The sequence below is a fragment of the Hafnia paralvei ATCC 29927 genome, assembly GCF_001655005.1.
Lineage (GTDB): Bacteria > Pseudomonadota > Gammaproteobacteria > Enterobacterales > Enterobacteriaceae > Hafnia > Hafnia paralvei.
The window spans coordinates 213122-225615 of the sequence record NZ_LXET01000046.1 but is presented as its reverse complement, the minus strand read 5'-3'; the positions used below and the strand labels follow the sequence as shown (position 1 = coordinate 225615).

9 protein-coding genes are annotated in these 12494 nt (G+C 49.8%); 3 read left to right on the top strand and 6 right to left on the bottom strand.

The window, feature by feature from the left end:
- Positions 1-48 precede the first annotated feature (48 nt).
- The 6 genes from M988_RS14695 to tesA form a co-directional block, all read right to left on the bottom strand.
- Positions 49-1482 (bottom strand): amino acid permease, encoded by a 1434-nt coding sequence (locus M988_RS14695; RefSeq protein ID WP_061060319.1) that lies wholly within the window; start codon positions 1480-1482, stop codon positions 49-51.
- A 164-nt stretch (positions 1483-1646) separates the two neighbouring features.
- A complete protein-coding gene (gene hutH / locus M988_RS14690; protein WP_004847121.1) occupies positions 1647-3182 on the bottom strand; it encodes a histidine ammonia-lyase in 1536 nt (511 codons plus the stop codon).
- Positions 3182-4870, bottom strand: coding sequence for a urocanate hydratase (hutU, locus tag M988_RS14685; RefSeq protein ID WP_064574709.1), 1689 nt, complete (start codon positions 4868-4870; stop codon positions 3182-3184). Before hutU ends, hutH begins: the two co-directional genes overlap by 1 nt.
- A gap of 498 nt (positions 4871-5368) precedes the next feature.
- Entirely contained in the window at positions 5369-6223 is an 855-nt protein-coding gene (locus tag M988_RS14680; protein ID WP_064574706.1) for a co-chaperone YbbN, read from the bottom strand.
- Between the two features lie 71 nt (positions 6224-6294).
- Positions 6295-7068 (bottom strand): SDR family oxidoreductase, encoded by a 774-nt coding sequence (locus M988_RS14675; RefSeq protein WP_008812672.1) that lies wholly within the window; start codon positions 7066-7068, stop codon positions 6295-6297.
- Positions 7069-7122: 54 nt separating this feature from the next.
- Entirely contained in the window at positions 7123-7761 is a 639-nt protein-coding gene (tesA, locus tag M988_RS14670; RefSeq protein ID WP_039187229.1) for a multifunctional acyl-CoA thioesterase I/protease I/lysophospholipase L1, read from the bottom strand.
- Between tesA and ybbA the strand changes: the two genes are divergently transcribed.
- The 3 genes from ybbA to M988_RS14655 all read left to right on the top strand — a co-directional run bounded on the left by ybbA (position 7732) and on the right by M988_RS14655 (position 12482).
- The gene (gene ybbA, locus M988_RS14665; RefSeq protein WP_064574704.1) at positions 7732-8418 is read left to right on the top strand and encodes a putative ABC transporter ATP-binding protein YbbA; all 687 of its coding nucleotides are present in this window, start codon (positions 7732-7734) and stop codon (positions 8416-8418) included. The genes tesA and ybbA overlap by 30 nt on opposite strands.
- Positions 8415-10820 (top strand): putative ABC transporter permease subunit YbbP, encoded by a 2406-nt coding sequence (gene ybbP / locus M988_RS14660; protein WP_064574702.1) that lies wholly within the window; start codon positions 8415-8417, stop codon positions 10818-10820. The genes ybbA and ybbP overlap by 4 nt, the downstream gene beginning before the upstream one ends.
- 243 nt (positions 10821-11063) lie before the next feature.
- Positions 11064-12482 carry a sensor domain-containing diguanylate cyclase gene (locus tag M988_RS14655; protein WP_064574700.1) on the top strand — a complete coding sequence of 473 codons (1419 nt, stop codon included), beginning with the start codon at positions 11064-11066 and terminating at the stop codon, positions 12480-12482.
- The last annotated feature ends 12 nt before the right edge of the window (positions 12483-12494 follow it).

The window sequence follows — 12494 nt, the reverse complement described above, 5'->3', positions numbered from 1 at the left end:
CGATCGTGAATTTCGCCTCCTCCTGTATAAGAGGAGGCGTGAATAGCCTTAGATTTCCGTCTCGGTTTCAGTGGTAAAATTGTTCAACTCAGCATTTTTGGGCTTTCTCACCCACATCCACCATGCCAGTGTGAGGAATGCCATCCACACCACGCCGACGGCGAGAGCGACTCGGCTATCTTCAAAGTACCCTAGCAACGCGATGACAAATGCCATGAACGCGATGGTCAGCGCTGGAGCTAACGGCCAAAATGGGACGGGGAATTTCAGCGTTGCGGCTTCTTCTTTACTCATTTGGCGGCGCATAGCGACCTGAGACAGCAGGATCATCAGCCAGACCCAAACGGTGGCGAAAGTCGCGATTGAGGCGATGATCAGGAATACTTTCTCAGGGATCAGATAGTTCAGCACCACGCCCGTCAGTAGCGCAATCGCCATCACCAACACTGTCATCCAAGGTACACCGCCCGCGGTGAGTTTGGTAAAGCATTTGGGAGCCTGTCCATCTTGCGCCATGCCGTACATCATACGACCTGCACCGAAAATATCGCTATTAATCGCGGAGATGGCTGCGGTAATGACCACGACGTTGAGGACGTGTGCCGCTGAGCTAATTCCCAGACTTTTGAAAATCTCGACAAATGGACTCCCGTGCTGGCCGATGCTGTTCCACGGATAAATAGCCATTAATACCATCAGGGTAAGCACGTAAAAAAGCAGGATGCGCACGGGTACGGTGTTAATGGCTTTCGGGATCACTTTGGCTGGATCGCGGGCTTCACTGGCGGTTACGCCGATAATCTCGATTCCACCAAAGGCAAACATCACGACCGCTAACGATGCGATAACGCCGGTGATACCGTTCGGCATAAAGCCGCCGTGTTGCCATAGATTGCTAAATCCAGTCGCCTGTTCGTGCTGACCAAAACCAAACATCATGATAGCTGCACCACCAACGATCATGGCCACAATAGCCACCACTTTAATCAGTGACAGCCAAAATTCCATTTCCCCAAACACTTTTACACTGCAAAGGTTTAAAGCGCCGATAAAGCAAACCACGCTTAAAACCCATATCCATTGGGAAACGTCGGGGAACCAGAGCCCCATGTAAATACCGAAGGCGGTAACGTCAGCCATACCGACAATCACCATTTCGAAAGTGTATGTCCAGCCGGTAATAAATCCGGCTAGGGGGCCTAGGTAACGGCTGGCGTAGTGCCCGAAAGAACCTGATACGGGTTGGTGCACCGCCATTTCACCTAGCGCACGCATGACCATAAATACGGCTAACCCCCCCACCAGATAGGCCAGTAGCACCGCAGGGCCCGCAAGCTGAATAGCGCCTGCTGAGCCGTAAAAAAGTCCGGTTCCAATGGCTGAACCGAGGGCAAGAAAACGAATGTGGCGAGCGTTCAGACCACGTTTGAGGTGCGATGGGTTGTGAGGTTGCAAGGCTGATGTTTCATTATTATTTTGCATGTTTTATCCCGTCATATTTTTGTTATGTGGCTGGCAGGTACAGACCACCAACGCAGGGGATAAATTCCCTGCGTGTATTTGTGCAGACGTTTAACCCCGTCACGCGTCAAGAGGTAGGCGTATTGGCTGCATCTTGACGTCGCTTGGGGTGATATAGATAGGGCTTAGGCTTGGCTAGGCAGCAGCGCGGTAGGAATCAGCGCTTTAAGCTGGCCGGAACCTAATAGCTGGCTGGCGGCTTCAATGTCGGGGGCGAAGAAACGATCCTTGTCATAATAAGCCACGCTTTCGCGTAACAGCTGGCGTGCTTGTTCCAGCCGCGGGCTTGTTTTCAAGCCGTTGCGAAAATCTAGCCCTTGACAGGCTGACAACCATTCAATAGCCAAAATTCCACGTACGTTTTCAGCCATTTCCCACAGGCGTCGGCCAGCAGCCGGAGCCATTGAGACATGATCTTCCTGATTAGCCGATGTTGGCAGGCTATCAACGCTGGATGGGTGCGCCAACGCTTTATTCTCGCTTGCTAAAGCGGCTGCGGTGACCTGTGCAATCATAAAGCCAGAGTTTACGCCGCCGTTGTTGACCAAGAACGGTGGCAACTGTGACATATGTTTGTCCATCATCAGCGATGTGCGACGTTCAGACAGAGCTCCGATTTCAGCCAGCGCCAGCGCCAGATTATCGGCCGCCATTGCAACGGGCTCGGCATGGAAATTACCGCCGGAAACCACGTCATTTTGTTCAGCAAAAACCAACGGATTATCGGAAACCGCGTTGGCCTCAATTTCAAGTACGGCGGCAGCGTGACGGATTTGGGTCAAACAAGCGCCCATGACCTGCGGCTGACAGCGTAATGAGTACGGGTCTTGCACTTTGCCGCAGTTGTGGTGGGAATCAGAAACTTCGCTACGCTCGCCGAGTAGATGGCGGTAGGCGGCTGCGCTGTCTATTTGTCCAATTTGGCCACGTACTTCATGAATACGCGCGTCGAATGGGCTGCGTGAACCTAGCACGGCTTCAACCGTTAATCCGCCGCACACCAGAGCAGAAGCAAACATATCTTCTGCATCGAACAGGCCTCGCAGCGCATAAGCGGTAGAAACCTGAGTGCCGTTGAGTAGCGCTAGCCCCTCTTTAGCGGCCAACTGAATGGGCTTCAATCCGGCTTTTTCCAGCGCTTGTGTGGCTGGCAGCCATTCACCTTGGTAACGCGCCTGGCCTTCACCCAGCAGAACTAAACTCATATGTGCCAGAGGAGCCAAATCACCGGATGCACCTACCGAGCCTTTCACGGGAATATGTGGATAGACTTCTGCATTGACTAAAGCAATCAAGGCATCCAGAACTTCTTCACGGATCCCTGAAAAGCCGCGCGCTAGGCTGTTGATTTTCATCACCATGATTAAACGTACTACCGCGTCATCGTTGGCACTGCCGACGCCTGCTGCGTGTGAAAGTACAATAGAGCGCTGCAGATTTTCTAAATCACAGGCTTCTATGCGCGTTGACGCAAGCAGACCAAAGCCAGTGTTGATGCCATAGGCTGTACGTCCTTCAGCAACGATGCGTTCAACACAGGCGACGCTTTGGCGAATGGGATCGCGAGCGCTGCTATGCAACTGAATATGAACGGGATGATGATAGATCTCACGTAGCTGGCTAAGGGTTATTTTTCCTGGCTGAAGCATTAATTCGTACATTATTTTTTCCCCTGAACGGAGGTAATCATTGGCAGGTTGAGTCCCTGCTCGCGTGCACATTCAATCGCAATCTCATAGCCTGCATCTGCGTGACGCATCACGCCGGTTGCCGGATCGTTATGCAATACTCGGGCAATACGCTCCGCCGCTTCATCAGTACCATCGCATACGATAACCATGCCGGAATGTTGTGAGAAGCCCATACCCACGCCGCCGCCGTGATGCAATGACACCCAAGTCGCGCCGCTGGCGGTGTTCAGCAGGGCGTTCAGTAATGGCCAGTCAGAAACCGCATCAGAACCGTCCTGCATGGATTCGGTTTCGCGATTTGGGCTGGCGACTGAGCCGGAGTCCAAGTGGTCACGACCAATCACGATAGGGGCTGACAGTGCGCCGCTGCGAACCATTTCGTTGAATGCAAGACCCAGTTTGGCGCGTTGGCCAAGGCCAACCCAGCAGATACGTGCTGGTAATCCTTGGAAATGAATCCGCTCGCGTGCCATATCCAGCCAATGGTGCAGGTACTCATCATCAGGAATGAGTTCTTTCACCATAGCATCGGTTTTATAGATGTCTTCTGGGTTGCCTGATAGCGCAGCCCAACGGAACGGGCCTACGCCGCGGCAGAATAGAGGGCGAATATAGGCTGGAACAAAACCTGGGAAATCAAAGGCATTGGCGACGCCCATCTCTTTTGCCATCTGGCGAATGTTGTTGCCGTAGTCGAAAGTTGGAATGCCCATTTTCTGGAATGCCAGCATCGCAACCACGTGCTCTGCCATAGATTCCTTAGCGGCGTTAACCACTAATGCAGGCTCGCTTTGTGCGCGTTCGCGGTACTCTTCCCATGTCCAGCCTTTTGGCAGATAGCCGTTTAACGGATCGTGTGCGCTGGTTTGGTCGGTCACCATATCTGGGTGTATGCCACGGCGAACTAATTCAGGCAGAATTTCGGCTGCGTTACCGCACAGCGCGATAGAGATCGCTTTACCTGCCTCGGTGTATCGCTTGATGCGGGCCAATGCATCATCCAAATTCGTGGCTTGCTCATCGACATAGCCGGTTTTGAGACGGAAATCGATACGGCTTTGCTGGCATTCAATATTCAGCGAAGTGAGACCCGCCATTGTCGCAGCCAGTGGTTGTGCTCCACCCATACCGCCTAAACCCGCAGTAAGCACCCAGCGTCCTGTCAGATCGCCATTGTAATGCTGACGTCCAGCTTCAACGAAAGTCTCATAGGTACCTTGTACGATGCCTTGGCTGCCGATGTATATCCAACTTCCGGCGGTCATCTGGCCATACATGGCTAAGCCTTTGGCGTCGAGCTCGTTAAAGTGTTCCCATGTTGCCCAGTGCGGTACCAGATTGGAGTTGGCAATCAGTACACGCGGTGCATTGCTGTGGGTTTTAAATACGCCTACCGGCTTACCAGACTGGACTAGCAGTGTCTCGTCATCGTTCAAATTTTTGAGTGATTCGACAATTTTGTCGTAGCACTCCCAGTTGCGGGCCGCTCGACCAATGCCGCCATAAACTACTAATTCATGGGGATTTTCAGCTACATCGGGGTCAAGATTGTTCATCAGCATGCGCAGAGGGGCTTCGGTTTGCCAGCTCTTGGCAGTCAGTTGAGTACCACGCGGAGCGCGGATATCGATTTCACGCAGTCGGTTTGGGAGAGTCACTTTTATTTTCCTTTCGCGTTATCAGTTCAGATATCAGGGGGTGCAAGTTAACTAGTGTTTAACAAAAGCTGTTATTGATTAACATATACTTGTATAGACAAGTATATGCAAATGGATTTTAAGGGGCAGATGAAACGGTATCAGTGAGCGCGAGAGGAATAAAAAAACAAATAAAACAATGAATTAATTTATTAAGTGAGCGTCTTTTTTTCGGGTTGCTGTGCGAGAGTTTGTATAGGAATTGGGAAGGGGATCACAAGGAAATAGTTTGGAGTGTGGGTAGAGATAGCGATAGTTTGAGACTTTGTATGCTAATGATTACGAAATGACAGTGTAAGGAATATAGCGCTGTATTGGTTCATCATCGACGATGAAGGACAGAGACCACTGCTGGTGCTCTCTGTCCTTATGCCTACTGTGATGGTTTTATGAAACCACGATTAGCGGATGAAACCATTCACCGTGCGAACTTAGAAGAACCTAAAGAATGGGCTGCACTTAGTACATTAACGAATACAACTGCTTCCGATACTTAGACGCTAACGCATCTCCATTCCCCAGTGCGGCCAGAATATCCATCAGCGTTTTACGGGCTGCGCCATCGGCAGCAGCGAGGTCTTTACGTAGGTGAGCCATTAGCAATTCTAACGCTTCTTCATTGCGACCGACCTGATGCAGTTGTAACGCCAGTTGAACGGCGATAATGGCGTTTTCAGGCTCTGCTTCGACCTGTTTTTGCAGTTGCTGGATTTCAGGGGTGTCCGCGGCTTGTTTCAATAGTTCAATCTGAGCCACTAAACCATGATAACGGGAATCTTGATCCTGCAATGGAATTGTCGTCAGTATGGCTTCAGCATCATCGCTGCGGTTAAGGGCAATTTGTACTTCCGCCAGCGTGAGGGCGATATCGCTGCGTTTTGGATCCAGAGCACGCGCTTCTTTCAGCAGAGGTAATGCTTCGGCCATTTTACCTTCTGCGATCAGCTCTGCGGCCTGAGCTGCTTTCAGCTCTTCTTCTTTTGGCAAGAAGCGACCCAGTAGTTCGCGGATGAATTCTTCTGGCTGTGGGCCTTGGAAACCATCGACCGGCTGGCCATCTTTGAACAGATATACGGTAGGAATTGCGCGCAAACCAAACTGTGATGCCACCATTTGTTCTGCGTCACAGTCGACCTTAGCGAGAACAAACTGACCTGCATATTCAGAGGCCAGTTTATCAAGAATAGGGTTGAGCTGCAGGCAATGCTGGCTGCGTTCAGACCAAAAATAAAACAGCACTGGAATGGACGCGGAATGTTCCAGCGTCTGGTGTAGGTTAGCTTCAGTGACGTTAATAACGGAATTATTTAGCATTCTTGTTTCTCTCAGACGCTTAACATATGTACCGATATGGGGGTAATTCGGCTATTTACAATGCCGACCTATTAATTCCCGCTCAGGATCTTGTCCAGCATACGGCCTGGTAAAATACGGCGTAGCACGGTAAGCGCATGGGCTACCAGAGTGACTGGATAGCGAAGCTTCGGCTTATGGCTCTCTAACGCATGATGCAGTTTAGGCAAAATGGCGTCAGGCGTTAAGGTGAAGCGCGCCGCAATCCCCGGATTCGTCACCGGTTTGTCTTTATCCATCTGATGCACGTTTTTAGTAAAGCGTGTATTAATCGGACCAGGTTCAATCAGGGAGACATGAATCCCACTGCCATGCAGCTCCATACGTAATGCATCCGACCAGCCTTCAAGGGCAAACTTGCTGGCGGCATAAGCGCCACGTCCTGGCGTGGCAACCAGCCCCATTACCGAGCTTGTTTGAATAATTCGACCTTCGCCGTGCGGCAGCATGATCGGCAGCAAGAGCTGGGTGAGTTGATGAGTACCGAATAGGTTGGTGGCGAACTGCCTTTCTAATTCAGACCGGCTGATGGTATTGAGCGGGCCATACAGGCCAAAACCACCATTATTAAACAGTGCATAGAGGCGCCCTTCCGTAAGACGAATTACCTCCGCGGCGGCACGTTCTACGCTGGCGCTATCGTCTAGATCCAGTTCGATGCCTTCCATGCCCAGATCGCGCATCACCTCGACGTCCTGTGGCTTACGGCAAGCGGCTAACACACGATACCCTCGGTTGCGGAGATCCTGTGCCGCTGTGAGTCCGATTCCACTGGAACAGCCGGTGATAAGGATAGCTTTTTGCATAACTTTACCTATGTAAACCTTTTGACTCGGCATTAAAGATGCTTAATTAAAACATTACTGATGGGTATTCGTCAGCAATGGGCGGAGCTGTTCGCTCATCCACTGCGCAATAAACGCCTGTGCATCGCCGTTGGGATGTAATCCATCCTGCTGCATCCATTCAGGTTTTAGCGCGACTTGCTCCATATAAAATGGAATTAAGGGGATTTGATACCGTTTTGCCAACTGTGGATACATTGCCGCGAAGGTTTCGGTATAGCGGCGTCCATAGTTCGGTGGTAGCCGAATTTGCATTAGCAAAGGTTGAGTTTTGGCTTGCTGAAGCTGAGTGATGATTTTATCTAAATTGGCTTCAATATCGGCGGGTGCGAAACCGCGTAACCCATCATTCGCACCGAGCTCAATCAGCACCCAGCGCGGCTGGTGCTGTTTCAAGAGTGCCGGCAGGCGAGCTAAACCTTGCTCGGCAGTATCGCCGCTGATACTGGCGTTAACGACCGTAATTGGCGGCGTGAGTTTTTGCCACTGCTGTGCCATACGCGCAGCCCATGAATCAGCAACAGATAACTGATAGCCTGCGCTGAGGCTATCACCTAATATCAGCAATGTATCTGCGGCCATCGCCCGCCCACACAACAGGCTGAATAGAAGAAGGAAAGGGATATGCCAACGGAAAATGTTCTTGAAGTTCATCATTTAGCCAAACAGGTCGGTCAGGGTGAGAGTCAGTTATCCATCCTTACCGGAGTTGAGCTGGTTGTCAAACCGGCGCAGACATTAGCGCTTATTGGTGAGTCCGGATCGGGTAAATCAACGCTGTTAGGTATTTTAGCTGGCTTAGATGACGGAACCTCGGGAGAGATTTCTTTGTTGGGGCAGCGTTTAGATCTGATGGATGAAGAAAAACGCGCAGCGCTGCGGGCGAAGGACGTCGGATTTGTATTCCAATCATTTATGTTAGTGCCAACGTTAACCGCACTGGAAAACGTGCAGTTGCCTGCGTTGTTGCGTGGTGACAGCGAGCGTCAAAGCCGCCAACAGGCGGTGCAACTTTTAGAACAGTTGGGATTAGGCAAGCGTTTGAATCACCTACCCGCGCAGCTTTCTGGTGGTGAGCAGCAGCGAGTGGCGCTGGCTCGTGCATTCAGCGGACGACCTAAAGTGCTGTTTGCTGATGAGCCAACCGGCAATCTCGATCGCCATACCGGTGACCGCATTGCAGAATTGCTGTTCTCACTCAACACCGATTTTGATACCACCCTGATTCTGGTCACGCATGACCCGCAATTGGCGGCGCGCTGTCAGCGCAGAATGCGTTTGGTGGAAGGTGTTTTGCAGGAGGAAGCATGATTCTGCGTTGGTTTTGGCGTGAATGGAAATCGCCTTCGTTGCTGATTGTCTGGATGGCACTAACGCTGGCTGTAGCCTGTGTTTTGTCATTAGGCAGCATCAGCGATCGCATGGAACGGGGACTGAGCCAGCAGAGCCGTGATTTTCTGGCGGGTGACAAAGTGCTGCGCAGCGCGCACCCAGCTAATGAAGATTGGCTAACTCAGGCGAAATCGGATGGACTAACGGTTAGTCGCCAACTGTCATTTACGACAATGACGTTTGCAGGAGATAGACCGCAGTTAGCGGATGTTAAGGCCACGGATACGCTGTATCCACTTTATGGTGAGTTGATTACGCGCCCAGCCGGATTGCGGCCAGAACCGGGAGAAGTGTTGGTGGCCTCCCGCTTGCAGGCGCTGTTAAATCTTAAAATCGGTGATGATCTGGACGTGGGGGATACTACCCTGAAAGTGGCGGGTGTTGTCGTGCAGGAGCCGGATAACGGTTTTAATCCGTTTCAAACTGCGCCAAGGATCTTGATCAATCTAGCTGACGTTGAGAAAACTGGGGCTATACAACCGGGCAGTCGTTTGAGTTATCGCTACATGTTTGCTGGCCCTGCCGATGCGATACAGCGTTTTACTCAGTATTTGACACCGCAGTTGAAAGCCGATCAGAAGCTGTTCGGGCTGGAGGAGTCTGGCGGAACATTAGGCAAATCGTTACAGCGTTCGCAGCAGTTCCTTTTACTGTCTGCGCTGCTGACTTTATTACTCGCAGTAGCGGCGGTGACGGTGGCAATGAATCACTATTGCCGCAGCCGCTATGAACTGGTAGCGATCCTAAAAACATTGGGAGCCGGACGCAAAACGTTGCTACGTTTGATTGCAGGGCAATGGCTAGCGTTGCTGCTGGTTTCTGGGGGCGCCGGGAGTGTGCTGGGATTATTATTTGAAAGCCTGCTCATTCGCCTGCTTGCGCCAGTGCTACCTGCGGAGCTTCCCGCGGCTAGCGGTTGGCCTTGGGTTTGGGCGCTAGGTGGCATGGCGCTGATTTCATTGATTGTCGGGCTAAGACCCTACCGTCAACTGATGGCAACTCAGCCTTTGCGCGTGTTGCGTAGCGATGCATTTCGTGTTGTGTGGCCGCTGCGCTATTACCTGCCGATTACCGCGTTGATATTAGTGGCGGGGTTAGTTGCTCTGGTTGGATTAAGCACCCTGCTGTGGTCGTTGTTGCTAGGAATGTTGGCGTTAGCCCTGTTGCTAAGCGTGGTCGGCTGGGGGGGATTAATACTGCTACGTCGTCTGACATTGAAAAATCTGGCGCTGCGGCTGGCGGTAAATCGGCTATTGCGCCAGCCAGCGGCAACTATCAGCCAATTGGCGGCATTTTCGCTGTCGTTTATGTTATTGGCTCTGCTGCTGGTACTGCGTGGCGATCTGCTCGATCGTTGGCAACAACAGCTGCCGCCGGATAGCCCAAATTATTTCTTACTGAATATGACGGAACAGCAGGTTCCACAGGTGAGGACGTTCCTTGGTCAGCATCAAATGGAGGCTCGGACGTTTTATCCGGTGGTGCGGGTACGGCTGACGGAAATTAATGGTCAGCAGGCGACGAAGCTGATTGCGGAAGATGCGCCGGGCGGCGAAGCCGTCAATCGTGAGCTCAATCTGACATGGCAAACTGATTTGCCTGAACATAATCCATTAACGGCGGGATATTGGCCTCCTAACGTTGGAGAGGTATCGATAGAGCAGGGGATTGCAGAGCGCCTTGGTTTAGGTCTAGGTGATGAGGTGAGCTTCAGCGGTGATACCCAGAGCTTCAGTGCGAAAATAACCAGTTTGCGTAAAGTGGATTGGGAAAGCCTGCGGCCGAACTTTTATTTTATCTTCCCTCCGCATGCGCTAGATAACCAGCCTCAAACATGGTTGACCAGCTTTCGCTATACCGGTGATGAACGCCTGCTGACTCAGTTGAATCGTCAATTCCCTACGTTGAGTTTGTTGGATATTGGTGCGATTTTGCAGCAAGCAGGGCAGGTATTGCAGCAGGTGAGTCGTGCATTAGAGGTGATGGTGATTTTGGTGATTATCTGCGGTGTATTGTTGCTGATGGCGCAGGTTCAGGTCGGCATGCAGCAGCGGCGTCAGGAGCTAACGGTTTATCGCACGCTCGGTGCTGGTATGCGCTTATTACGCCGCACATTATGGAGTGAGTTTGCATTACTCGGGTTAGTTTCCGGTATTGCGGCGGCGGCGGGGGCTGAAGCCGCGCTTTGGCTGTTACAGCGGCAGGTATTTGATTTTCCATGGGAACCAAACTATTTAATGTGGTTCTTGGTTCCAATCAGTGGCGCGATCTTGCTTTCTCTGTGCGGCGGTTTTTTAGGTTCGCGCTTGTTAAAGCGTTAATTAAATACCCATCGTGACGAGCATGCCTTCTCGGGTGCTCATTTTTATTATAGATATTTACTTCATGTACTTAATTAATATTGTTTAATGAATGAGTTTAGGTGTTTAATTGATTTATTGAATGTTTATTATTGATTATATTCTAAATAATTGCATGTCATCTAATTCAGTCGTACTATAATTTTAAGGAATTGCACGTGAAGATATGGATGCGTTTGCTGATTTATTAAAGGGATATTATGTATGGATAGGGTTGGCATAGAAAATGAGTCTGTAAAAATAAATCGGTTTACAATTTTTTCATTTGCGATTTTAACTGCTCTTTTCATTTTTTTCCGGCAATACGGCTATTTGCGAATGCCTGCTTTAGAGGCTCTATTTCCAGTATCAACCTCGGTCATTCTGGTTCTGCATGGGTTGCTGGCGTTGTTCATGTTGATGAAGTTTAACTTTGAGCGAAATCACTTATATCTGGTAGTTCTGGCATTTGTTTATGGTGTTTCATCTATCTATCTGGTTAGTAAACTTCTCAGTTATCCAGGTGTTGTCTTTACTGAAGGTGGGCTTGGAACGAATGCCAATGATATGGCTATCTATTTCATATTCCGTAGCGCGACGATGGCAATATTGATTCTATTTTCATTGTTGGTTTATCGCCTTCGTCATAAATCCTTTATTAATATTTATTTAGTCGTTGGTTTATGTTTATTTTTAACCTCGTTTTCATTTTTGTTAGCTTACTTTGTTTCAAGTCACAGTGAGGTATTAGCATTATCCATCGTGGATGAAAAACATCTTACCTATGATAACTTTTGGAGCAGTGCTATAGGGTTATACTTGGTTATTTTATGGGGTGTTACGTCCTCTTCGGTGATTTTTTTTGCGGGTGCTAGAAGTGGGTTTTGGGCGAGTTTAAGCCTGAGCTGTATTGCTTTTCTTGGTAGTACGTTGTTGCTTAGCGGCAGCAACTATTTAGCTTCTTTAGCTTGGTACGGCGCTCATCTTTTTGAGGTGCTCGCGACTTTTATTGTTATGCTGGCGTTTCTGTTCGATATATTTAAGCTATACCAAAAAGCACGCAGCGATTATCAAATCTCTTACAATAATTCTATTCGAGATCCCATGACTCGGTTATACAACCGCAGCTATTACTACGATGTGTTAATTCAGCGGATGAAGACGGTTTCAGAGCAAGAACCGATAACGTTACTGGTTGCTGATATCGATCACTTTAAACGGGTAAATGATGTCTACGGCCATGTGACCGGTGACAGAGTGATCCAATATGTTGCTAAAACATTAGAATACTCAATTCGTAAAACCGATATTGCTGCGCGTATTGGTGGGGAGGAATTCTCTATCATGTTGAATGGTATTGGGCGGGCAGATGCTGTGCTTTTAGCTGATAGGATCCGAATGAGTATTAGCGACCACATGAATTCGCCATTTGCTCAAGATGTCCCAGATAAAGTCACGATAAGCATTGGCGTCTATACCGTGACAGATAATGCACTTGGCGCTGAACAATGTGTCGCATATGCTGATGCGGCAATGTATCAGGCTAAACAGGAAGGGCGAGATCGCGTGGTGTTATATTCCGCTAGAGCTTCTGAGCTCATGGGGGATAAAAATAGGGGGACGCTAGAGCCTGCCCATGTTTGATCATTTTATTAC

What these genes read in the sequence shown, in the direction of transcription:
- M988_RS14695 (WP_061060319.1), bottom strand. Translation starts at nt 1,482, where the DNA reads ATGCAAAATAATAATGAAACATCAGCCTTGCAACCTCACAACCCATCG.
- hutH (WP_004847121.1), bottom strand. Translation starts at nt 3,182, where the DNA reads ATGTACGAATTAATGCTTCAGCCAGGAAAAATAACCCTTAGCCAGCTA.
- M988_RS14680 (WP_064574706.1), bottom strand. Translation starts at nt 6,223, where the DNA reads ATGCTAAATAATTCCGTTATTAACGTCACTGAAGCTAACCTACACCAG.
- M988_RS14675 (WP_008812672.1), bottom strand. Translation starts at nt 7,068, where the DNA reads ATGCAAAAAGCTATCCTTATCACCGGCTGTTCCAGTGGAATCGGACTC.
- ybbA (WP_064574704.1), top strand. Translation starts at nt 7,732, where the DNA reads ATGCCAACGGAAAATGTTCTTGAAGTTCATCATTTAGCCAAACAGGTC.
- tesA (WP_039187229.1), bottom strand. Translation starts at nt 7,761, where the DNA reads ATGAACTTCAAGAACATTTTCCGTTGGCATATCCCTTTCCTTCTTCTA.
- ybbP (WP_064574702.1), top strand. Translation starts at nt 8,415, where the DNA reads ATGATTCTGCGTTGGTTTTGGCGTGAATGGAAATCGCCTTCGTTGCTG.
- M988_RS14655 (WP_064574700.1), top strand. Translation starts at nt 11,064, where the DNA reads ATGGATAGGGTTGGCATAGAAAATGAGTCTGTAAAAATAAATCGGTTT.